The organism is Bradyrhizobium sp. USDA 3311, from assembly GCF_054062495.1.
Window position 1 is genome coordinate 915,350 of record NZ_JBSSFI010000001.1, and the last position, 23,597, is coordinate 938,946.

Below are 23,597 nucleotides of genomic sequence, written 5' to 3' on the forward strand. Positions count from 1 at the left end.
CGCCGACAGTTCCGCACTGCCAACCGCTTCAACAGACTCAACAACGACCTCCCCAGCTCAATAAGAACAACTAGAACAAAACCCAGTAAGTTCGCAGCTAGCCGGGCTTTCAAAGCTTTGCCCCTACACGCCCCTAGGCACATCCCTCGAAACACCCCCTCATGCCGCATCGGTACCTGCGTTCGGGGGGATGAAGCGCGGAATTGCAAGCGAGACCAATGATTTGTCACTTCGCGGTCGGGACCATTCCCAGCCTGACTTTCTGGGTTCTACGAACCCTAGAAATCCTTTCGTCCGGCGAAGCCGTCCGACAGACTTGCGCGACGTCGACATCCAGCCTTCGCATTTCCTAAAACGTTCTTGTGGCTACGAGCTTAGGTCCCCCGTCAAATGCGTCACTGTACACTTGCATGATCTCCTTCTCCGCAGATTCGAACAGATCGCAAAATGCTTTCGCCTCGTCCGTGCTTTCGAATACGTAGTTTATATACGCAGACAGGGCGGCAAGCACGATGAGAGGCACAAACATGAATTGGTTCACGTGGGTGCTGCAATTATGATCGCGCGGGACGAATGTGCCGCTCCCGCGCGGTTCTTCTTCAAGATAGTGAAACAACAAGCTTGGCCATGTGCCGTGCACATGATGAGAGCCAATTTTCTGTGCAGTGATATAGATCAGCCGATCAAATCCAATAATTGAAAGCATGCTAGCCAGATCTGGCAACTTCTTTGCCTCCGAAATCTGGGCTTCGGTCAAGTCCGCTGCCGCCATGTGGTTGCTAATCGAGGTGAGCATACGCTTCTCGATCTGGAGTGCCTCGCCCTCTCTAGCGCCAATGTTGGCCTCAATCTTTGCCTTGAACTCAAGCTCGGTCTTCAGACCATCGGCTAGATAGCGAGTAAACTTCTCCGAAGAAGCGTCGAAGCATAACCAGATGATCTTGACGGCGCTTTCGAAGATGCACCGATCAACGATAGCTGTCGTTTCCCCGAACTTGCCCTCGTGCGAGAGCGCCACGTTGGACAGCATAAGGCGAGCACATCTATTCAGAAGGCCGACCAGTACGTTGAACTGTTTATCAGGGATTGGTCTGAACGCAGGCGATTCCCTTTGTATATGGGCAACGACCGCATTCAAGCTACCTACGAACTTGTACCACTCAAACAGTATCGGCCTGTAGTCGCCTGCCTCTTTGCAATGGCGTACCTCTTCGTCTGTGAAAGAGGGCGCCCTGGGCAGCGGGGTAAATGGCTTTTCGTCGCTCATGAACACATATTAGCGGACATGTCTTGTCGCGCTCCTCCTCAAGATCTTCCGTCACATCTCAGCGATAACGCGCGAAGCCAGTTTCCAAAGCGCGAGGGTACGGATGCCTGGCTGCAAGGTTATGTTGTTAATGCGACTTAATCTTGAGCAGCCAGTGAATGAAACTGTCGGCCGGTTCGATTAATAGGACCGCGGTGAAGATGACGAGAACCCACGTGAGCACGATCAATTTCCTCGCCAACGCTCCGCTCGTTGCATCCATTTTGTGCAGCGCGTTTACTAGATCATAGGTAATACGAACGTTGAGAGCGGCCAAAAGAGAAGGCTGAAGTTCAGCCCGTGAACGAGATTGGTCCGTGAGCGCGGCAAGAACCTCTTGCCAGTCGCCCGGTGACATTCGATGAAGGCTGCGAATTCGTTCCTTCAACTCTTCGGAAACGGGAGAGCGATCCTCGGTCGTCATCTGAATCCTTTCGCAAATCAATCCTGAACCGCAACGAAGGTGAGTTGCATCTATAGCATGCCGAAGTCGGAAATGGCGTTTGTTCTGGGGCGAAGCGTCATCGCACTGAATGACCTCGAAGGCATTCCGTCAATCATGAGCTTCAAATAGATGCGATAGTTCGGCAGCTGCAACAGATCGACTTCGTCAAATCGATCCTGAAATTCCCGTACCAAGTACGTCGCGTCCTCCGAACCAACTCTGAAAGAGATAATCGTCCCAGCATTTCCGAGCACCGCATGGCGAACTTCCGGTTCAAGCTGGTGAAGATATTGATGGGCGACCGTGAAGCCGACCCGATACTTGCGGAGCTCTGCGAACATATTCGCCACAGCGAGCGTCGTAAAGTTCTGAAACTCATCGACGTAGACGAAAAAGTCCCGCCGATCGCGCGCCAGCAACTCCGCTCGGCTGAAGGAGGCGAGTCCGAGCGTGGTGACCAGCAACCCACCCAACAACGAGGAGCTGTCCTCGCCAATCCGTCCCTTGGCCAGGTTGACCAGCAGCACCCTGCCCTCATCCATGATCCGCCGGACATGCAGATCGCGCTCCGGAGCGGTTAGGAGCCGATTGAGCACCGGATCTGAAAGAAAGGCGCCGACTTTGTTCTGGATCGGCGCCGTGCCGTCGGCGCGATAGCCGAAAGAAAAGCGCTCGAATTCGTTCAGGAAAAAGTTGCGAACGGTCTCATTCTTTACCTGTCGCGCAATCCCCGCACGGAACTTTCGATCCGACAAGATGCGCAGCACATCGTGCATCGTCGCATGCGGCTGCTCCAAAAGCGCCATGAGGACATTGCGCAAGATGTGCTCCATGCGCACGCCCCATGCTTCCGGCCACATCTTCTTAAAGACCTCGATGAAGCCGGAAGCGGCAAGAGCAATCCGATCCTCTCGAACGCGACGTAACGGATTGTATCCATAGGGCTGCGAAGGATCACCGGCGTTCAGATAAATCACCTCCGACGCGCGTCTCGCCGGCACTTGAGCCGCGACACGCTCCACTAAATCGCCGTGAGGATCGATGAGGGCAAGTCCGTGTCCACGCGCTATATCCTGGAGCACCATCGTTTCGAGCAACGTCGACTTGCCGGTCCCCGTCTTGCCGATGATGTAGACATGTGAAAAGCGGTCCTCGTCCTTGACCCCAAAGGTCCGGTCGCCGTTGCGATGGTCCGTGCGAGCAAAGCGCGTAATTCCTGAAGGCATGAGGCACATCTTCACGCCCGGTCATACATTTCCCGAGACGGTGTCCCGTATTTCGATGTCACGTTCGCCCCGTGACCCGGGGTCACGACCTCCCGTCTCCGCTCAATTCGGGCTAGCCGCGACAATGGCCGCAGAACTCGCCGCTGCGGGTGCAGTCGATTCAGTCGTTACGAACTTGATGCGAGACCACCTCCAGTCAGGATGGTAGCGCGCACTTCCCAGGCAGAAACACGGCGATCATTGATGGAAATGGTGCTGATTGGCGGCCATCACCAAATTTCAAACGACCACGCACAAAACGTATTTCATGCGCTTTGTCGTAGACCCATTCATGAAACCATCTCGTGTCCGTACGCGCATGCGCAAGCAGGACAACGAGCGCTCCCTCCCGCGACGCCTGATAGCACTTCCTGGCCCAATCGCGCATTGTCTTGCCGTACGGCGGATTGCAAAAGACGCGGTGATTTTTCCAATCCTGCATGAGGCCATTTTCTTCCTTGGTGAAGAAGATGGGACAGGTCGTATTAGCTTCGGACGCGCACGGATCAAGCGTGAACCGGAACTCCGCATTCAGTTCGTTAAAGAAGGATCGTGGCGTGGGCCACTCGTCTGTCCGGCTGCTGTAGAGTGTTGAGCTGATCGTCATTTGTGTCCTCGTTGAAGAGGACACCCACTTATACGCAAACCGAATTCCAGAACACGACTGCTATGTGCTGCTACGTGCACGAGAGATGCGTGATGTTGCGCCGCGCACAGGCTTCACGTTGTCGTTAGGTCGACCTAATATTTTTCGCGATCAAGATGCCGCCCCGCGTCTTCAACGACGAGCCTTCGCACGGTCCAACCAAAGACAAAAAGCTGACTAGAGGGATTCGGATAGCAGAGCCGCGGCTAGCGCCGAGGCTCTCGCGCTTCCAGCTTCTCGTGCTGATCTGGCACGAGTTCGCGTCTCGACCGATCCGGCTTCACCGACCAGTATTGCCTCAGAGTTTGATCTTTCGACGTTCCGCCCCGTAATCCGGGACCTGCCATGCATGTCCGGGTCTCGGTGGCGAGGCGGAGGCATCGCGACGAGCGTCCATACGGTCGATTGGGCATTTACTCTAAATCCCGCCCGGTGATGGACGCTCGGCGTCCGCCTCGCAATCGAGCATCCGAATAGTTCGGGTGCCCGTAGCGAGGAGGACACGATGTCCAACATTGCTCTTTCCCAAAAAGCTCAAAAGCTGATGACGCTCTGCGACCAGAGAGGCTTCCAAAACCTCGACGATCTTCTGCTGGCCGCTCTCCTCAACAGCGGATGTCCCGCCATCTGCATGACGGAAGGGTGCGACCACACTGCCGATATGGAGCCCGATCAAGACCAAGGCTTCTGCGAGGCGTGTGGCGGTCAGACGCTCGTTTCCGCGCTTGTGCTCGCCGACTTGATCTAGGAGGTCGGCGCATGCAAGTCCGCAACTACTACCATTGCGCAGAATGCGGCCGCGAGTGGACCGCCGTGCGGTCCGCACAATGCGACGAGCGTTGTCCGTACTGCGGCGCTCGTCACATATCGCCCTACCGAAGCGAGGACGCGGAGGAGCGCGATGATGAATAGTATCGCCCTTCTCAACGACGCCTTCCGACGCACGTTCTGCGGCGGCAGAGTGATGATGACGATCGGGGTCGCAGAGCTACCCGAGTCCGTAAAGGCCGAGGCGCTTCGTCAGGTAGCGGATTTCTCCGGATTTACCCAGGAGAACGACCCGCATGGCGAGCACGACTTCGGGAGCTTCGACCTGGTGGGTCGGAAGTTCTTCTGGAAGATCGACTACTACGACGAGGATATGCGGTACGGCTCAGAAGATCCGAGCGATCCAAAGCGGACCACGCGTGTGCTCACGCTGATGCTGTCCAGCGAGTACTGAATAAAGCAAGAAGTGACCGCCTCCCATCTAGACGCAGCGGGTCGATGCTCCAGCAGGAAGAGTACCGTTGTGGGGACCATCGGAAGGCCTGCCGGACCCCTTATGGGTTAGGCGCCCGATCAGGGCGGAATTGACTCGGACGCGGTTTGTCCAGCCCTCGCTCACGCGAGGGCTATTCTTTTGAGCACATACCCTAACGTTGAGTAGCGACCTCAAGTCGAACCATCTATACTTGCGGTTGTATGAGGATTCGAGGCGATACTTTTATGATTGAGAATAATCCGTCTATTGAGAGCCTAGAAGCATGGCTCGCCGCAAAGCCATTTTGGGAACAGCACGTTTGGAAACTCAACCTCGAAAAGGACGTTCTGACCAAAGACGACTTAGATCTATGCTACACGTATCTTTTAGAGCATCTCGGTATTATTGAACCCCTCTCCGATCAACGGCCGGTCGTCTCTTTTAAGAATGAAATCGGATCAATCGGTGAGCCCATTATGGGCACCGACCGAATTAAGCTGGTCGAGATAAAAGGCTTCATGGACGTAAACGCGATCCCGGAGGATTGCTCGATTAAGGTCGGCCCAAATCTCACTCTCATCTATGGCGCCAACGGAAGCGGAAAGAGCGGCATTAGCCGCCTCCTTTGCAATGCCTGCTTCTCCCGTGGAGAACGCGAGGTCTTGCCAAACGTGCGACTTGATGAGGCCGGGGTAGCTGAGGCAACTTTCGTAGTTCAGGCCGCAGACGGGTCCACTCGGGAACTCACGTACTCGCTCGGCGATGACATCGACGATCTCAAGCGCTTCGCAGTTTTCGACGCTGAAAGCGTCCTTATCCACCTTGATCAGTCCAATCGGGTCAACTTCACCCCGGCCCAAATCAAGATATTTGATAAGGTCGCGGACACCATCGCGAAACTGGAGGAACGGCTAGCCAACGAGCGTAACGCACGGAGGAAGGCCAATCCGTTCAGCTGGACTTTCTTCGATAGAGACACGTCAGCGACCGCCGTATTTTGCAAAGGCCTAACCGCCGTAACAAAAGAAGTCGATCTGCTCGAGCACGCGAGTTTCGACCCTGAGCTCGACGGGCGCGTGATTGCAGATTTGCAGAAACAGATCGACGAGAAACGAAAGCTCGACATCCCCAAGAGGAAGAAGCAACTCTCGAACGATCGCCAAAATCTCTCAGCTCTCAAGGTGACACTGCAAACTGTCGTCGACTACTTCAGCATCGCCAAGGAACAAGAACTCAATCAACTCGTAATCGAGATCGCAGAGAAGAAGACGCTTGTAGAGAGTTTAAGTGTAAGCCGTTTCGACGACGGGCTCCTCCAGACAATCGGCAGCCCACAATGGAAAGCTCTAATTGTCGCTGCGAAGGAACTTCATGCAGCTGAGGTAAACGCAAGAAAGAGCGAGACACTTGCGCACTGCCCATTGTGCCATCAAAAGTTAACGCGTGATGCCCAGGAGCTGTTCGCGAGGTACTGGCAATTCTTGGAGAGCAAAGCAGAGAGCGAGCTAGCGCTCTTGATGCGTCGCCAAACGGCCGTGTTGCAGGATCTGCGCTCATCGAAGGCGCTCCATCCTAAGCTTCTTGACACTGACGCTGGCGTGAAAATCCTTCTCGAACAGGACGTAGCGTACCTGGCGCGACTTAAGATCCAGTTCGAAGCGCTGGCTGCAGTGAACGCCGATTGGGAAGCGAAGATTGGCAGACTTGAAAAGGTAGACACGAAGGAGGTGCCTACAGTTAATTTGTCGAAGATTGACCGTCTCATTAAGACTAAGGAAGCCGAAGAGAATAAATTGGTCGATCCTACGACAGAGATTGCAACGCTAACAGCCCAACTGGTCGGTCTCAAAGACAAGGAGAAGGTGGCATCGGTAAAAGGGGCTGCGCTCGAATACCTCGCATATCTGCAGTGGTCCGCCAAGGCAGACAAAGCGGGTTTCGCAGGCATCAAAATGGCCACGACCAAGAAACGAACGGAGTCATTCTTGTTCGGCGTTGCTCGGAACTATAAGGGCATCTTCAATCAAGAGCTCAGCCGTTTGGATTGCAACTTCAATCTTGTCATGCGAACGAGCGGAGCACAGGGCAATACTGTAAAGGAGTATCGGCTCGATTTTGCGGTAGAGTACAACCCCAGTGAGATTCTTAGCGAGGGCGAGCAGAATGCTTGCTCGTTGGCTGACTTTCTGACCGAGATCCAGCTCGACAAGAACAATTGCGGTATCATTTTTGACGATCCCGTCACTTCACTCGACCATGAACGAAAGGACAAAATTGCCAAGCGCTTGGCGATAGAGGCCGGCGAACGCCAGGTCGTTGTTTTCACGCACGACATTGTTTTTATGAGCCAGCTCGTCAAGCATGCAGAGCGCAACTCCATTCCGGCTGTCGCACACTGGATGCGTAAGATCGATGGCATCCCAGGCAACGTAGAGGACAATACGAGCCCGCGCCTCACATCACTAACGAAGCTGAAGAACGACTCCCAGGATGCCGTCAGAGATTTCTCTTCGCTCGGCGCGAAGGAGCAAGAACGGGCGCTCGGCGCGGCTTTCGACTACCTCCGCAGTGCTACCGAAGCGCTGATCGAGGAAATTCTTTTCGCAGGAACGATTCAGAGGTACGACGATCACATCAAGGTCACGAACCTTGAAGAGGTCATTTTCGATCAGTCGCTTGCGTTGCAAATTGTTGAGCTACATGGGCGGCTGTCTGAGGTTATCCTCGCCCATAATCGCAGCGATCAAAAGCGAGAGGATCCGCCAGACCTCGATGATCTCAAGGCTCTTCGAAAGGACTTTGATGTGCTCGAAGCGGCTTTGAGGGTGGCGCGCAGGACGGCAACAGATGGACGAGCAACGCGGAAGAAGGCAAAGGTATCACAGAAGCTTGGCTGGTAACAACGCCGAACGAAAGTTGCGTTCTGAGCGAGCAAAAAGCTATCTTATGCTATTGTGACTCGATATGGGTTGGGTTGGCCGGGGGACGAAGAGAATGCTGGAAATCGCACGCTCGGGGGGCGGTTCTCGCTTCGAGCAGACATTCAAGAATCTGGACGATGTGCTCTGGAAAGAGGCCGGTTGTACGACCGAGCTGGACTACACGGAACAATCGTCATGGATGCTGTTTCTTAAGTACCTCGATGATCTTGAGCAGGAACGGGCACTGAAAGCAGAGCTTGAGGGCAAGCCTTATAAATTCATCATCGATAAGGATCATCGTTGGTCTGTCTGGGCTGCGCCCAAAAAGACCGACGGTTCGTTCGACCACGACAAGGCGCTCACGGGCGACGATCTAATCGAATATGTGAACGGAAAGCTTTTCCCGTACCTTCATGGCTTCAAACAGCGCGCTGAAGGCCCGGACACGATCGAATATAAGATCGGGGAAATCTTTGGAGAGATAAAAAACAAATTCCAGAGCGGCTACAGCTTGCGAGACGCGCTCGAACTGGTTGATGAGCTTCGCTTTCAATCGCAGCAAGAAAAACACGAGCTGTCGCATCTGTACGAGGAAAAGATCAAGCGAATGGGGAATGCTGGCCGCAATGGCGGCGAGTATTACACCCCCCGACCTCTCATTCGCGCGATTATCCAAGTCGTGAATCCGCGAGTTGGTCAGCGCATATACGATGGCGCTGTCGGTTCGGCTGGCTTCTTATGCGAAGCCTATGATTACCTAATGAAGGAGAAGCTGAGCACCACTCAACTGAAAGTTCTTCAAAGTAAGACCTTCTATGGCAAGGAAAAGAAGTCGCTAGCCTACGTCATTGCCATCATGAACATGATTTTGCATGGCATCGAGGCGCCAAACATCATTCACACCAATACACTTTCCGAGAACCTCGCCGACGTGCAAGACAAAGATCGGTTTGAGGTGATCCTGGCTAATCCGCCTTTTGGAGGTAAAGAACGGAAGGAAGTTCAGCAGAACTTTCCGATTCGTAGTGGCGAAACTGCATTCCTGTTTTTGCAGCATTTTATCAAGATGCTTAAGCCCGGAGGGCGTGCCGGCATCGTAATCAAGAACACGTTCCTTTCAAACATGGACAATGCTTCTGTGAGCTTGCGGAAGCTTCTTCTTGAGACGTGTAATCTGCATACGGTGCTCGATTGTCCCAGTGGCACGTTTCAGGGCGCGGGTGTGAAGACAGTTGTGTTGTTCTTCGAGAAGGGTGCCCCCACTCGAAAGATATGGTTCTATCAGCTCGACCCAGGGCGCAACCTCGGCAAGACCAACCCCCTGAATGATGACGACTTAAATGAGTTCGTCGAACTACAGAAGACTTCTGCGAGCTCGCCGAAGAGTTGGAGCGTCGACGTTAAGAATGTCGACACGACTACTTTCGACCTTTCCGTAAGCAACCCGAATGGCCGAAAAGTAGAAGCTCATCGAAGCTCACTTGAGATCATCGAAGAGATTGCAGAGCTGGATTCCGAGACTGCAGAAGCGCTAGATAGGATTAAGGCTCTGCTATGACGGTTGCCTGGAAGACGAAGACGCTCGACGACGCGTGTCACTTTTCAAACGGCCTGTGGAAGGGAGAAAAGCCTCCGTTCGTGACAGTTGGTGTCATCCGAAACACCAACTTCACTAAAGAGGGGACGCTGGATGACACCGACGTCGCATACATCGAAGTGGAGGCGAAGAAGCTAGAGAAGCGCCGCCTGGCTTTCGGTGACATCATATTGGAGAAGTCGGGGGGCGGTCCTAAACAGCCGGTTGGGCGAGTAGCGCTATTTGATAAGGAGGACTCGGAATACTCATTCAGCAACTTCACCGCTGCTCTTCGAGTTCGTGACCCGAAAGAACTGGATTTCCGATATCTCCATAAGTTCCTGCATTGGAAGTATATGTCTGGCGTAACTGCCGACATGCAAAGTCATTCGACTGGCATCCGCAATCTGGATACCGACGCGTACAAAGCGATCAATATTTCTTACCCGTCGTTCGTGGAACAACAGCGGATTGTCGGTGTACTTGAAAAGGCTTTGGATGAGCTTAGCACCGCGACAGCGAATACAGAAGGAAGCCTTCAGAATGCGCGAGAAATTTTTTCGAGTCACCGAGAGTCGATCTTTGCTCGGCGAGGTAAGGGCTGGTTAGAGAGCCCACTGGAGGATCTTTGCGACATCAAGCACGGGTTCGCCTTTAAGAGTACGTTCTTTAGAACTGAGGGCGAATATGTAGTTCTGACGCCTGGCAACTTTTTCGAAAGTGGAGGATACCGCGATCGCGGTGATAAGCAAAAATACTATGGAGGGGAGATATTAGAGGACTATGTCCTTGCCAAAGGTGACCTGCTTGTCGCAATGACCGAGCAAGCCGCTGGCCTCCTCGGAAGCCCGATAATTGTTCCAGAGTCAAATAGGTTTTTGCACAACCAGCGTCTGGGTCTAGTCCAGCCGAAGCCGGATGCCCCTTGGGTGAACGAGTTCTTTTTTCACGTCTTCAACACGCGACGAGTACGCCAAGAAATTCATGACAGTGCATCGGGCGTCAAAGTGCGACATACGTCTCCAACGAAGATCAGGCAAGTTGTCGTGGCCTTCCCCAGCTCGATGAATGAGCAGGCCACAATCGCCGAGTCGCTCTCTGCGCTTGAAGTTGAGACGCAACAGCTCGTCGATAGCTACGAGCGTAAGTTGCAAGCGTTTGAGAGACTGAAGCGCTCGCTATTTAATGAAGCATTCAATCACAAAGTTTAGATGCAGCTATGAACGAAGCCGAGACCCGAGCAGAACATATTGATCCCGCCTTGAGTGCGGCAGGCTGGGGTATAGTGGAAGGCAGTCGGGTGCGGCGCGAGTTTTTTATCACGCCGGGCCGAATAGAGGGGCATGGTAAGCGCGGTAAGGCACTGAAGGCCGACTATGTCTTGGAGTACCGCAATCATAAGCTCGCGGTCATCGAAGCGAAGGCGTGGGATGAAGAGCTGACCGAAGGTGTCGGCCAAGCGAAGGATTATGCGGGTAAGCTGTCGATCCGCTTTGCGTACTCATCAAACGGCAAGGGTATCTACGCAATCGATATGCGGGAGGGAAGCGAAGGTGAAGTGCCTGCGTTCCCAAGCCCGGATGATCTCTGGAATCGTACGTTCGAACAGCAAAACGACTGGCGTGATCGGTTCGCAGCCGTGCCTTACCCGGACAAGGGTGGCAGCTGGGACATCCGCTACTACCAGCAAATCGCGGTAGAGCGGGTCCTCGAGCGTATCGCCACGGGTTCTCAACGAATGCTTCTGACGCTTGCGACGGGTACTGGAAAAACGTCGATAGCATTCCAAATCGCCTGGAAGCTCTTTGAAGCCCGTTGGAATCTGATGGGTGAGCCGACGCGCCGGCCGCGCATTCTGTTCTTGGCAGATCGAAATGGGCTAGCCAATCAGGCTTTCAACGATTTCAATTCGTTCGCCGCGTTCGAGGACAAGGCGTTGGTGCGCATTGATCCCGAAATCATCCGTAAGCACGGGCGAGTGCCCAAGAACGGAAGTGTCTTCTTTACGATCTTTCAGACGTTCATGTCTGGCTCCGACTCCGAAGGAAACCCCGCGCCGAATTTCGGCGACTATCCGCCTAACTTCTTCGACTTCATCATTATCGACGAATGCCATCGTGGCGGCGCAAACGATGAAAGCACTTGGCGCGAAATTCTTACGTACTTCAAGCCCGCCGTGCAACTCGGGCTGACGGCGACGCCGAAGCGCAAGGCGAACGTCGATACGTACAAGTACTTCGGAGAGCCGATCTATACCTACTCGTTGCGCGAGGGGATTAACGATGGCTTCTTGACGCCTTTCAAGGTCAAACAGATCGCTACGACGATGGACGATTACACCTATACGCCTGACGACGCCATCATCGAGGGCGAAGTGGTGCCCGGGAAGCGCTACGTTGAAAGCGATTTCAATAAGGTGATCGTCATACCCGAGCGTGAAACGTATCGCGTGAAGCTATTCTTGGACGAAATTAATCAAAACGAAAAGACTCTCGTCTTTTGCGCCACGCAAGCGCATGCGCTCATGGTGCGTGATCTCATCAACCAGATGAAAAAGAGCAAGGATCCGAACTATTGCGTTCGCGTTACTGCGGAAGACGGAGCGCTTGGTGATCAGCACCTTCGGGACTTCCAAGACAACGATAAGATGATCCCTACCATTCTGACGACCTCTCAGAAACTTTCGACCGGCGTCGATGCGCGAAACGTGCGCAACATTGTCCTGATGCGGCCGGTTAACTCAATGATTGAGTTCAAGCAGATCATCGGTCGAGGGACCCGCCTATACGAAGGCAAGGATTACTTCACGATCTATGATTTCGTTAAGGCCTACCAGCATTTCAATGACCCGGAGTGGGATGGAGAGCCGGTCGAACCAGAGACGCCGCGGCCTCGGCCGCCTAAAGGCGACGGTGACGGCGAGCCGAAACCCGGAGAGGGTGACGACGAAGAGCCGAAGCGTCAGCAGAGACTGAAGATCAAACTCGCCGATGGCAAGGAGCGCGCAATCCAGCACATGATGGCGACGACTTTTTGGAGTGCCGATGGCAAGCCAATGTCTGCGGCGCAATTCATCGAACGACTCTTTGGTGAGCTTCCAGCACTGTTCAAGAACGAGGACGAACTGCGGTCGCTGTGGGGTGAGCCGAGTACAAGGAAGGCGCTGCTCGAGGGGTTAGCTGAAAAAGGGTTTGGAGATGCGCAGCTCGCGGAAATCAAACGTCTCATCGACGCTGAGAAAAGCGATCTGTATGATGTACTTGCGTACATCGCGTTCGCACTTTCTCCAATCACCCGAGAAGAGCGTGTAGAAACCCGAAAAGGAGCCATATTCGCCCATTATGGAGACGACAGGTTGCGCGAATTCCTCGATTTCGTGTTGGCTGAATATGTAAAGGAAGGCGTCGGAGAGTTGGATCAGTCCAAGTTGACACCGCTCCTTGAGCTGAAATACCGGGCCGTCAGTGATGCAGCTCGCGAGCTCGGCGGCATACCCAAGATCCGCGACACCTTTATCGGTTTTCAGAAATACCTGTACGCCGATGCGGCTCGGTAGCTCGAAGAAGACTTCCGATACTACCTAGACCCCGAATGGCGCTGCGTCCCATCGATCCATTCGATGCCGACCATTCGGATTACGACGCACGGGCGCAGATATTATCACTGGCGGGCCGTCTCTGGTCACCTCAGCGATGATTGGCGTAGATATATTTTCGCTATCGAGCTGGCGACAGATCCAAACGTGCTCCGTCACGGCTATGGTGTAATAAATCTGACTCAGGACGCTGCGGGATTGCTTTTCCCAACCGACCGACACTACGTCCCAGCATTCTTCATCGCCAGACCGGCGCAAAATCTCCCTCTTGACATTTAGATCTGGTTATCGCCCGATGCGGTTACATCGCATCAATTGCGCGCAATAGGTGTACGATATAAGCATTATCAAATCGAGGATACTTCATGGCACAAGACGACAAAGCCCACGGTGGTGGCCAAGGTCACCAAAAATGGAAAGTGCAGGTCGAAAACGACGTTTATGGCTGGGACAGTCAGTACATTACTGGTGCACAAGTGCGCGGGCTTGGACCCGGCATACCAGAGAGCATGGATTTGTTCTTGAAGGTCAAGGGAAAAGCAGGCCAGCTGGTGAAGGATACAGATTCGATCGATTTAAGCGTGCCTGGTATCGAGAAATTCTACGCCCAAGAGGCGAGCTCGGAGGCCGGCGAACAGTAAATGGCCCTGCTTTTCGAGGAGGACTACCAAGTCCTGACGGAGGCAGGGCTCGAGTATGAGGAAGACGAGGCAAATCGCTTCCTCATCATCAAGAATTTCCCCCTGAAGGAAGGGATGTATGTAGCGGCAGCTGAACCGGTTAAGACGGTAGCTGTATTGAACGTCATTCCCGCGAACTACAACACGGCTGGCTGCGATATGTTCTGGGTGTTTCCGCAGTTAGCCCGCGCCGATGGCAAGGAGATACCCGCGATCAGCGGCCCGAATCAGGACTCTCGGATTCATAAAGGCGTCGAATACTGCCGATGGTCGCGCCACTGGAACAAGCAGCCTTGGAAACCGAAGGTCGATAAGGTGCAGAAGATATTAGATCGCCTTGAATGGGCGTTTAAAAATCCCGACGCCGACAAAAAATGAACGGACACAGAATTACATTGCTCGCTTCTCAGGATGCGACACTCCGTACATGGCTCACCGGGCATCCTGATGGTCACGAACGTGGCGCCGTCCTTTTGCTCCGCAAGTTCGATCGTCAAGTCGAAGGTCAGCCATCTTCAATTCGATTTGTCGTGGTCGACATAATCGAGATGACCGGCGACTGGGTCATCGAAAGCACTCCGATCAGCCTCCGTATCAACATGCGCAAGTTCACAGAAGTCTACTTTCGCTGCGAGAAGGAAGGATTGGAGCTCGGATTTGTGCACGGGCACCCTTCCGGACACCTTCAGTTCTCGCCGAAAGACGATGAAAATGAACGAAACATTATGCGGGGTTTCGTCGGAAGCAACGGACCGCAAAGCATGCTGGTTGCGATGGTGCTCTGCGATGGAAAATGGATTGCTCGCGTTCGTCGAGGAGAGCATCCGCAGGCAGTCGAAGGGGTCAGACACATCTCCTGCCTTGGTGAGTATCTGACTCTTCACGGTGTACCAGGAGACGCACCGACGACTGAGATTTTGAAACGACAGGAAGCCGCTTTCGGGAAACCGTTCAATAAGAAATTGCAGTCGCTTCGAGTAGTCGTTGTCGGTGCGGGAGGCACTGGATCATCTGCGGCGACGCTACTGGCACGGGCAGGCGTCGGTGAGCTAATTATAATTGACGGCGATGACCTCGAAGAAACAAATCTAAATCGAGTTCGTGGACACCGCAGACATGATCTCGGACACAACAAGGCGAAGATCCTCGCAAGCTACATCGATTCGCTCGGCCTGACGGTCTCCGTTTCTTGGATCGGCCAATATCTTGACGAATCTCCGAACGCCGTTGACGCACTCTCAAGCGCCGATGTTGTCTTCGGCTGTACAGACGACGTTGCAGGTCGCGATATCTTGAACCAGGCGCTTTATTATTACGCCTTCGCCTACATTGATACTGGCCTTACGGGAAAGATCGATATTGATTCAGAGAATGAGCCTTATTTGCGAGATCATCGCGGTCGCGTTAGTTGCATTCTGCCTGAAAGCGGATCGTGCCTCCGGTGCCAACGAGTAGTTACGGAAATGAAGCTCAAGTACGAGCAAGCGATCAACGAGCGGCCGGAGCTTGCAGCTCTTGATGCTGAGACGTTGGAGCGCGAATATTATCTTGTGGGAGGCGGAGAGCAAGCTCCGGGTGTCGGCCCGTTCACAAGCGCGACCGCGGATTCCGCGGTGGCAACGCTAATGGATTTGGTCAAGCCGTTTCGCAAACTACCGAGTGATCTGCGTCGCGACAACATATGGCACGACTTTATTCACGAGGCTGTGCATAGCAATGAGCCGGTCGATGATCCCGACTGCATATATTGTCGGCAGCACGCAATCTTACTGAGAGATGAGGGCAGATATCGCCTGGAGATGCCTGCCTTGGGGGCGTTAAAATAATCGCATGTGGATTCTGTTGGAACGTATCGCTCAGCTCGTTCGAAGCTTCTTCGGACCGAGTGAACCTGTCCCTGATGTTCAGGTTGAACAAAACGCTCCGCCTACCATCCGGTTTAGAGAAACTGTTATCCTCGCGAAAACCCCTAGAAACGATGACGTTTCTGAACAAGAATTCGTTGTTGTTCGGCATCAAGGCACATTCCGGTGGGCGCTATTCAGATGCCCATGTCCGTGCAAACAGGTGATTTCGTTACCGTTGCAGGCTCCTCATTCTCCACGGTGGCGCGTCTCCGTAAATGGTGCCGGCAGACCGGATTTACATCCGTCAGTTTGGCGGAAGAAAGGGTGCATGAGCCATTTTTGGATTCAAGATGGACGTGTATTCTGGACATCCGATACTGGGGTGGCTCCATGGATCGCCAAACCAGAGCTCTACGACCGCGGCTCGCAAAGAAAAATTGATTTTAGTGCGTGAGGCACCTTGAAGACAGACTTAAAACCTGCATCCACCGGCAGGCGATTTCGCAAGGAGCGCGATTCTCCGCTTCAGCATATGCAGACGGCGCTAGATATCGTTAGCGATGCGGCTCAGGGGCATATGCAATCTTCTTCGGCGCCATGTTCGCATCACTACGGCTCTGATAGATGCCGAACAGCTCGCCTTCGTCGTCAATCTCTTTGACACGGTACATTGTCCAACGCTTATCCTTGCCTTGTACAATGCGGAACGCGCGGCCGTTACGCCGACAATATAATGCTTCGGACTTCTCGACTTGGGTCCACCCGCAATCTGCACCAGAGAGATAGCGCTGCTCAAGCTTTACCCGCTCCTCTTCCTTCCAACGCTGGTATTGCTCCTGCTGCTCGCGCCGAAGCCGCTCTTCCTCGCGTTCTAGGTGCTCCTGCAGCGCACCAACGATTGCGCGCATCTCGGTACCCTCCGCCTTCTCGGCGTGATACAGCGCACGACAGCCCTCCATGAGCTCATCCTTCGGATAGTTTGCATGCGGCTCCTCCCAGATCGCGCGCAAACGCTGCTCGACATCCGTTTTCGTTAGAGAGGGACCTGGCAATGTATTTAGAAAGGTCTGAAGATCCTCTAGCGGTATCCAGCAAGGTGCTGCCGCCTTTGCGATCTCCTCCCGATCCGGCTCCCACTTCTTCCATACGGAACTCGCTCTATCGAGCGCGGTCACGATGTCGCGTGCCAGTCTGTGTACACTGTGTGGATCGCGCAGATGCCGTAAGGAAGGACTTTTGACGTAGTCAAAGAGTAACGAAGCAACCGCGTATTTGCGATCAGCGTCCATGTCACGTCCTCTCACTCAGTCGTCAGCGATCGGTCGGATCGTAGCCTGCTTTATTGGACAGAGTTCAGATGTTGCCGCGTTGGCAATAATACTCGCCAAAGTTCGAACCTCGACACGTTGAGGGTCACGATCAGACTGGTCATTGTTGATAATGCCCGCTCAATCGATCGCAGACGCCACGTTAGCGTGCGTTTCTGTCACACGATACAGCGGTCGAAACTCCCTGCGTGCCTCCAAATGCAATCAATATCGATCACAACTGGCCGCTGAGTACTTCGCTCGGCCTACTTCGTTAGATTGAGCAGCTGCAAACAACAGCCGGTCGAGGTGGGTTGATCCGTTGTATCAGCTAAGATCTGCCGGACAGAAAAACGCTACGTCCCTTGTTGTCACCACTTCGGGCCTGGGCCCCACCCGAGTTGGCGTGCAACATGTCCCTATGTTCAGACATCGTATCAATGATGATAAAGTTGAAATGCCAGTCGGCGATGACAATTCGCCGACGCCGTATGGTTCTTTGAAAATTACCGACTGTTTCAAATCCGATGTCGAGCTATTGAACATCACTGAAGTGGCCAAGCTGCTTAGCATTTCAACTTCCAGTGTGCGACGTCTGCAACAGGGAAGACGCATTCCATTTATCAAGGTAGGTGGCAGCGTTCGTTTTTCCAAGGAAGACGTCAGAGCGTATTTGGCGAAGCAACGGGTGGAGCCAGTCGAATAAATATTGGTATGGCAGTACGAACTATAAAAACATCGTGGTGGGTTGACTTCAGCGTCAATCGCACGCGGTACCGAAAGAGAAGTCCCGACAATTCACGAGCAGGGGCGTTGGCGTACGAGGCGATGCTGCGGCAACGGTTGGCGCGCGGTGAGCCCGTCGATAGAGAAGCGGCACAGCAGGACCAGTCATTTGATCAATTCGCATGGGGGTGGTTTGACGACTACGTCGTGACAAACAACAAGTTCAGCGAGCGCAGAGCAAAGAAGGGCATACTTGCACTCCATCTCGTTCCTTTCTTCGGAAAGCTACCGCTCAACAAGATCGGCACGCATCATGTTGAACAATTCAAGGCACGACAGATGAAGGACGGTGTGTCGCACAAAACTCTGCGGAACCGCCTGACAGTGCTCTCTAAGTGTCTTTCGTGCGCTCATGAATGGCTCAACTTGGATGCGCCACTTCCGAAAATACAATGGCCAAAATGCCCACCGCCGAAGACCGATTACCTGTCGCCGGAAGAGTGTGAATTGCTGCTTTCCAGTGCGGATGGTGTTGTTTACGAAATGATCTTCACTGCACTTCGCACAGGAATGCGACAGGGCGAGCTCAAGGGCCTGCAATGGTCGTCGATAGACTGGCACAATCGCAGCCTCGCAGTACGGCACTCATATTGCGACGTCCGGAAAGCGCTTGATACGCCAAAGAGCAATCGTGAGCGGCATGTTCCGCTCGACGTCGACCTCTTCGAGCTGCTCCACAGCAGAAAGCAGAGCACAGGATTTGTATTCATGGATGGCAACAAGCCATTCAACAGTCAGCGAATAAACCTGCGTTTGGCAAAGGTGTGCAAAGCAGCGGGAATGCGAATTGTGACGTGGCACCTTCTACGGCACACGTTCGCGTCGCACTTGGCCATGAGGGGAACGCCGCTGCACGTTGTTCAAGCACTTCTTGGACATTCGAGCATTACAACGACCATGCGATATGCGCACGTCGCACCCTCAATACTGCGGACAGCAATCGAAATGCTCAATCCGAGAACGGCGACTAACGCAGACTTGGGGCAACCCGTGGGCAATCACTGGATGCTGGCTGAGAGAAGAGCTCGGAAAGACGCGGAGCTATCGAGCGGGTGGTGACGGAGTCGGACCTCCACTAGGAGTTTGGGCAACCGGTGGGCAACCACAGACTGCAGTAGCAATTCGAGCGCTTAGATGCTCGCTAAAATGGGCGGGCGATGAGGGAATCGAACCCTGATTTGCGAGTTTTAGCTTGAGCTTGGAAACGGGCGAAAAAGCCACAAAACACAAGAATTAGAGCCAACAATCGGGACTCTCAATCGCGCGCACGTTGGCCGAGATTAGTCATGCTTTGTCACTTTTTGGGCAACCCGTGGGCAACCACGTTACATTACTAGCAAGAACGATACGGCAAAGGTGATGAAGCATACGCAAGAGCCGCCACATGGCGGCTTTTGCGTTCCAGAGACCCTCAGTGTACGCACGCTTTCCTCAAATCCGCTTCACCACAACGTTTGTTGCTTGAGCGGCTTACGCGCCTCAGCCCTGTCTTTTGATGAATCGCTACGCTCCTTCGCGTTTGCGTCATCAATCGACTTCTTCAAGTCGAGCAACATGTTCTTGACCCAGTCCATCGACGTTTCAAGTGCCGTAAACCGGCCATTGGAATACCAGGCCATCGCGATCAGAGCGCTCAAAAGCCCGACGAAATATTCCCAGCCGATATGAATCGTTATTCCTTCCATGCGCCCAGCCTAGACGCATGAGATGCTCCGTCCAAGACTCGTGAATGTGCCAGAGCAGATACCGCTTCGGGCCTCGCCGAGCTCGATGTAGTCGGAGACCATTCGATGCATGAGCGATGATGATACTATCCGCAGAGGGACGACCGAGCAGCGACATGTCAGACCGACAGTCTCCGATGTGCTCGAAGACGGCACGATCGTTGAACTGATATACAGGCCGGAACATCGCACAACGTTGTTTGCAACATCGTTGGCGGGACGCTGGACCCTAGCTAAACGCGTAGACGTGCCGGGCGGCTACCAATTGGTCCCGTTCTCGCCCAACAACAATCTGATCAAGAACGAGGTTGTCCTACTCCCATCCGAGCCGCGCTCCTATGGAGGCGAGCAGGAGCTCGTCTCTGACGTCATCGCTTTCATCCATCGCTATGCCGATCTCAGCCCGACGTTCGAGCAGGTCGCAGGCCACTATGTGATCCTGAGCTGGGTGTACGACGCATTCAATGACCTGCCGTACCTTCGCCTTCGGGGCGATTTCGGGACGGGCAAGACGCGGTCGCTCCTCACGATCGGCTCGCTCTGCTACAAGCCGTTCTTCGCGAGCGGCGCCTCGACGGTCTCGCCGATCTTCCACACGCTCGACGCATTCCGCGGAACGCTGATCTTCGACGAGGCCGATTTCCGTTTCAGCGACGAGCGCTCGGAGATCGTCAAGATCCTCAATAACGGTAACGTGCGCGGCATGCCCGTCCTGCGCACCGTCATGAACCGCCAGCGCGAGTTCAACCCGCAAGCATTCCATGTCTTTGGACCCAAGATCGTTGCGACGCGAGGCCGTTACGAAGATCGAGCACTGGAGAGCCGCTTCATCACCGAAGAAACCGGCGCGCGGCCGTTGCGCGATGATATTCCCATCAATCTCCCGCCGACCTTCAAAGACGAAGCCCGCGAGCTACGCAACAAACTGCTCCTATATCGTTTTCGCAGACGGCACGAGATCAAGCTCGACCCGTCCCTCGTCGACCCGACGCTGGAGCCGCGCATCAATCAAATCATGCTGCCCCTGCTGAGCATCGTCAGCGACCCACGGCTCCAGAGCGCGCTTCGGAGCGCAGCGAAGCGTGCCCAAGATCTGATCGTTGCCGAGCGTGGCCTGCTCATGGAAGCTCAAGTCCTGGAGGTCCTGATGGAACAAATGTTGTCTTCCAACAGACTGGTCGTACCGGTTGCTGACGTAACCACGGGTATGATCCAACGCTATGGTGCCGAATATGAAAGGCCACTCAGTAACCGGTGGATCGGGAGCGTCCTGCGCAAGAAGCTGAACCTTCTTAGCTATAAATCCCATGGGGTGTACGTCGTGCCGATGGCCGAGAGGCAGAAGGTTGAAATATTGTGCCGCCGATATGGAGTGAATGTCGTTATCGGTCGGTCGACGATCGGGCACGAGGGGGATGTGGGGACTCCGGGGACATCCTAGTCGCATCTCAAAACAGGGATCTCTTGGACGTCGCAAGTCGACTCAATGCTAGAATATCTAGCTTTGCGGTGTCGCTCTGCCAGTCCCCAAGTCCCCATCTCCACCCGATCTTCATGCCGGATAAGGCATCCTTTCAGAAGCCACGATAGATAGAATGAGGGGCGCAGTTTTGTATTAAGTGCCGAGTCGGCACTTTTTCGGGTCTCGGATGAGACCACATTCAAGGGGATCATAGCATACGTGCCTGTCATCTTGCCGGCCGGCCGCACCACCTATGCATCACCGACACCAATCATACCTTCGTCCGCATCGTCGTCGCTGGGGACTCACCCAGCAGGAACTCGCATTTCTAATTGGTATCAAGAGCCGAACTGCCATCTCTCGAATTGAAGCGTCGAAGCGAAGGCCAAGCCTCAATGCGGCACTCATATGCATGATGATCTTCAACATGCCCGCATTGGACTTGTTCCCGGGACTACTATTTGAACTCCGTCGAGTCATTCTCGCCCGGGCCAGCGAACTCTATGACGAACTTCAGGGCGACGCGTCGAAAGCAGCGCGCTTGAAGCTCGACTTTCTTGAACAACTCGTGGAGCGAGTGAACGCGAACCATTCTGAATCAACAGTATGAGAACGCTCCGCCGCTATGCACTTGTCCTATCGGTCTATCTAAACACGCGCGGCTTTGCGTTCATCCTCTTCGAAGGCCACCTGTCGCCCTTCGATTGGGGGATACGCGAGACACGCGGGCCCCAAAAAAGTCGCGTATGTCTCATTCGCATCAAAACTGTTTTCGACCGATATGCGCCCGACGCTCTCGTCATTCAGGACACGTCCGAACAGGGAACGCAGCGGGCGCGACGTATCCGCAACCTGAACGCCTTGATTGTTAAACTTGCGAATGATCGCGGCACTCGAGTGTTCGCGTATTCGCGCGACCAAGTCCGTCGGGCATTCGAGGGCTACGGATGTCCAAACAAGCAAAGTCTTGCTGAGCTGATCGCAAAGCACATTCCAGCCTTTCAGCAATATGTCCCGCCGCCTCGCAAACCTTGGATGAGCGAGGACCGCCGAATGGGCCTCTTTGATGCAGCGGCGCAAGGACTCGTGTTCTTTCAGGAGTGACAAGGTTTAGGGTAATTGCCTTAGCTTCCTCATTCGCTTGTTCGCGGAACGAGATACTCCTGTTGGGGTACTTCCTAATAGATCTCCGTCGTTGTTGCGGAAGTGCGTGACGAGGCCGACGAGCACGTCGGCGTCCCGTTTTGAAAGCTGACGCTGGTATCTCGATTGGTCGAACCGAAAGAAGGCTGTTGCTTCGCAAGCCGTGGATGAGCCACGACATTTCGTATTCGACGGCGCCAAGGCGCTCTATGGTCCGAGCACTATGAGTTCGGTCGAAGCGTTGCAGCTGCTGTCGTCCGAGTGCCTCAGGTCTATTCGCCGTCTCCGAGCATTCTAAAAGACCGGCACCCTTGCGGGCATATTCAATCCATGCTGGTATCGCAATTTCTGGTAGTGGCGGGTCAATGACCAAAAGTCGGCCGCCCGTTGCTTGGGGCGACGCATGAGGCGGGTCATCCCGCGAGCGTTGTTTGCGGTTAGCAATGTTGGCACAAGGCTTCTCTGCTCAGGCGGGTCCGGCATTTGCTGCACAAGAGCGAGGTGAGAAGTCAGGACGTCTTTTTGCCTAGGCACATTCTTGTTCGCAGGTGTGACTATGCTTGCTCCGTACATCGTCAACAAATTGTCTTCAACATTTGACTGGCTCACGCCAAGACGACTTAACCGCTACTTCTCGCGCACTAAGACAGATTTCTCGGACGCAGCGATTCAAAGGAGAACTCACATGGCCGACGATCCATCAAAGGCGCTTAATGACCAAATTGAAGCAATCAAAGCCAAGTATGCGCCCCAGATCAAAGCACTTCAAGACGAAGGACAGTCGATCAAAGACGACACGGACGATCCAGACGCCTTCGGAGCTACGATCGGCATTGACTTCAAGGTTGACTGGAAAGATGAAGAGATAATCTTTGACGTGCCAAGCGTTACGATCGAGAACAAAGATATCTCCTTCGACCTTCCTGAAATTACATCGGTGCGCCAGCACATCGCCTTTGATATTCCAGCAGTCAGAATGGTTGATAGAAAAGTCGGACAGTATCCCGAAGTAGTCAACTTTACCGTGAGATGGCACGATATCATCATTAGTGTGCCCGAAACGTATATGCAGCGCCAAGATATATACTACGACATTCCGTCGGTTACGATGAAGACGCAGCATTTTGTAATAGGGATACCTACATTTACGATGCAACGAGTGCGCTGGGTTATTGGGCTTCCGCAATTTACCGTTATCAATGTTAAAGGAAACATACAGAGTGCAGAGGATCGAGGAAGTGCTTTGCAGTCTAAGGGACAAGCTCTCGCCGCGTCGATGAAAGCCGAAATTCAGCACGCCGTGGATTTGTTCAAACAACAGCTAGCGAATAGCGCCGGCAGCACCGGCAACGCGATTTCCAAGCCGTTTGATGCCGCTCTTACCACGATAAATAGTGCCATAAATGATTTGCAGGCGAAGGGATGCGATCCGATTAAGGTGCCGACGGATTCTGGGACGGTGAATTTGAGAAAAATGTATGCGGACACGGCCACTGCAAAGGCTGCTGCCATGGCTACGTTCGGAGAAACGGCCGCATCTGCGGCTCTTCCAACAATTTAGACTTCATCTAGGACTCCAAAAGAACTGAGGCCCGCATCCCGCGGGCCTTTTTGTCCAGTGCAGCGCATGAACTCGGACGTCTGCGCGAGC

At 53.9% G+C, this 23,597-nt stretch carries 22 protein-coding genes; 16 read left to right on the forward strand and 6 right to left on the reverse strand.

The genetic code is table 11. From position 1 onward, the window contains the following. Nucleotides 1-349: 349 nt before the first annotated feature. The 4 genes from ACVWW6_RS04470 to ACVWW6_RS04485 form a co-directional block, all read right to left on the reverse strand. Nucleotides 350-1,267 (reverse strand): DUF5677 domain-containing protein, encoded by a 918-nt coding sequence (locus tag ACVWW6_RS04470; protein WP_456680201.1) that lies wholly within the window; start codon nt 1,265-1,267, stop codon nt 350-352. A 127-nt stretch (nt 1,268-1,394) separates the two neighbouring features. After that, nucleotides 1,395-1,730, reverse strand: coding sequence for a hypothetical protein (locus ACVWW6_RS04475; protein WP_456680202.1), 336 nt, complete (start codon nt 1,728-1,730; stop codon nt 1,395-1,397). A 50-nt stretch (nt 1,731-1,780) separates the two neighbouring features. After that, nucleotides 1,781-2,977 (reverse strand): type IV secretory system conjugative DNA transfer family protein, encoded by a 1,197-nt coding sequence (locus ACVWW6_RS04480; RefSeq protein ID WP_456680203.1) that lies wholly within the window; start codon nt 2,975-2,977, stop codon nt 1,781-1,783. 196 nt (nt 2,978-3,173) lie between these two features. Then, a complete protein-coding gene (locus tag ACVWW6_RS04485; RefSeq protein ID WP_456680204.1) occupies nt 3,174-3,623 on the reverse strand; it encodes a DNA N-6-adenine-methyltransferase in 450 nt (149 codons plus the stop codon). A 544-nt stretch (nt 3,624-4,167) separates the two neighbouring features. Here ACVWW6_RS04485 and ACVWW6_RS04490 point away from each other — a divergent pair. The 10 genes from ACVWW6_RS04490 to ACVWW6_RS04535 all read left to right on the forward strand — a co-directional run bounded on the left by ACVWW6_RS04490 (nt 4,168) and on the right by ACVWW6_RS04535 (nt 15,978). Next, nucleotides 4,168-4,410, forward strand: coding sequence for a hypothetical protein (locus ACVWW6_RS04490; protein WP_161533049.1), 243 nt, complete (start codon nt 4,168-4,170; stop codon nt 4,408-4,410). A 156-nt stretch (nt 4,411-4,566) separates the two neighbouring features. After that, nucleotides 4,567-4,884 (forward strand): DUF3768 domain-containing protein, encoded by a 318-nt coding sequence (locus ACVWW6_RS04495; protein ID WP_456680205.1) that lies wholly within the window; start codon nt 4,567-4,569, stop codon nt 4,882-4,884. Between the two features lie 266 nt (nt 4,885-5,150). Then, nucleotides 5,151-7,805, forward strand: a complete 2,655-nt coding sequence (locus ACVWW6_RS04500; RefSeq protein ID WP_456680206.1) for an AAA family ATPase — start codon at nt 5,151-5,153, stop codon at nt 7,803-7,805. A gap of 94 nt (nt 7,806-7,899) precedes the next feature. Further along, nucleotides 7,900-9,384: an N-6 DNA methylase gene (locus tag ACVWW6_RS04505; RefSeq protein ID WP_456680207.1), complete on the forward strand. Its 1,485-nt coding sequence runs from the start codon at nt 7,900-7,902 to the stop codon at nt 9,382-9,384. After that, nucleotides 9,381-10,613 (forward strand): restriction endonuclease subunit S, encoded by a 1,233-nt coding sequence (locus ACVWW6_RS04510; protein ID WP_456680208.1) that lies wholly within the window; start codon nt 9,381-9,383, stop codon nt 10,611-10,613. The genes ACVWW6_RS04505 and ACVWW6_RS04510 overlap by 4 nt, the downstream gene beginning before the upstream one ends. An 8-nt stretch (nt 10,614-10,621) precedes the next feature. Further along, nucleotides 10,622-12,958, forward strand: a complete 2,337-nt coding sequence (hsdR, locus tag ACVWW6_RS04515; protein ID WP_456680209.1) for an EcoAI/FtnUII family type I restriction enzme subunit R — start codon at nt 10,622-10,624, stop codon at nt 12,956-12,958. Nucleotides 12,959-13,362: 404 nt separating this feature from the next. Continuing rightward, a complete protein-coding gene (locus ACVWW6_RS04520; RefSeq protein ID WP_456680210.1) occupies nt 13,363-13,638 on the forward strand; it encodes a hypothetical protein in 276 nt (91 codons plus the stop codon). Continuing rightward, nucleotides 13,639-14,055 (forward strand): E2/UBC family protein, encoded by a 417-nt coding sequence (locus ACVWW6_RS04525; protein ID WP_456680211.1) that lies wholly within the window; start codon nt 13,639-13,641, stop codon nt 14,053-14,055. Further along, a complete protein-coding gene (locus ACVWW6_RS04530) occupies nt 14,052-15,503 on the forward strand; it encodes a ThiF family adenylyltransferase (RefSeq protein ID WP_456680212.1) in 1,452 nt (483 codons plus the stop codon). Before ACVWW6_RS04525 ends, ACVWW6_RS04530 begins: the two co-directional genes overlap by 4 nt. A 4-nt stretch (nt 15,504-15,507) precedes the next feature. Next, nucleotides 15,508-15,978: a DUF6527 family protein gene (locus ACVWW6_RS04535; RefSeq protein WP_456680213.1), complete on the forward strand. Its 471-nt coding sequence runs from the start codon at nt 15,508-15,510 to the stop codon at nt 15,976-15,978. A gap of 100 nt (nt 15,979-16,078) precedes the next feature. On the opposite strand, the gene ACVWW6_RS04540 is transcribed toward ACVWW6_RS04535, so the two are convergent. Next, complete coding sequence (locus ACVWW6_RS04540; protein ID WP_456680214.1) at nt 16,079-16,813, reverse strand: hypothetical protein; 735 nt, start codon at nt 16,811-16,813, stop codon at nt 16,079-16,081. 439 nt (nt 16,814-17,252) lie between these two features. Between ACVWW6_RS04540 and ACVWW6_RS04545 the strand changes: the two genes are divergently transcribed. Further along, nucleotides 17,253-17,537, forward strand: a complete 285-nt coding sequence (locus tag ACVWW6_RS04545; protein ID WP_456680215.1) for a helix-turn-helix domain-containing protein — start codon at nt 17,253-17,255, stop codon at nt 17,535-17,537. A gap of 107 nt (nt 17,538-17,644) precedes the next feature. Continuing rightward, on the forward strand, nt 17,645-18,676 hold the full coding sequence (locus ACVWW6_RS04550; protein WP_456680216.1) for a tyrosine-type recombinase/integrase: 1,032 nt from the start codon (nt 17,645-17,647) through the stop codon (nt 18,674-18,676). Nucleotides 18,677-19,059: 383 nt separating this feature from the next. Here the strand turns inward: ACVWW6_RS04550 and ACVWW6_RS04555 are convergent, their stop codons facing one another. Further along, the gene (locus ACVWW6_RS04555) at nt 19,060-19,302 is read right to left on the reverse strand and encodes a hypothetical protein (RefSeq protein WP_456680217.1); all 243 of its coding nucleotides are present in this window, start codon (nt 19,300-19,302) and stop codon (nt 19,060-19,062) included. A gap of 109 nt (nt 19,303-19,411) precedes the next feature. On the opposite strand from ACVWW6_RS04555, the gene ACVWW6_RS04560 reads away from it, so the two are divergent. From ACVWW6_RS04560 to ACVWW6_RS04575, 4 genes are all read left to right on the forward strand, one after another. Continuing rightward, nucleotides 19,412-20,782, forward strand: a complete 1,371-nt coding sequence (locus ACVWW6_RS04560) for a hypothetical protein (protein ID WP_456680218.1) — start codon at nt 19,412-19,414, stop codon at nt 20,780-20,782. 274 nt (nt 20,783-21,056) lie between these two features. Next, nucleotides 21,057-21,413, forward strand: coding sequence for a helix-turn-helix transcriptional regulator (locus ACVWW6_RS04565; RefSeq protein ID WP_456680219.1), 357 nt, complete (start codon nt 21,057-21,059; stop codon nt 21,411-21,413). Next, nucleotides 21,410-21,907: a hypothetical protein gene (locus ACVWW6_RS04570; protein WP_456680220.1), complete on the forward strand. Its 498-nt coding sequence runs from the start codon at nt 21,410-21,412 to the stop codon at nt 21,905-21,907. The genes ACVWW6_RS04565 and ACVWW6_RS04570 overlap by 4 nt, the downstream gene beginning before the upstream one ends. A 724-nt stretch (nt 21,908-22,631) precedes the next feature. Beyond that, nucleotides 22,632-23,507 (forward strand): hypothetical protein, encoded by an 876-nt coding sequence (locus ACVWW6_RS04575; protein WP_456680221.1) that lies wholly within the window; start codon nt 22,632-22,634, stop codon nt 23,505-23,507. The last annotated feature ends 90 nt before the right edge of the window (nt 23,508-23,597 follow it).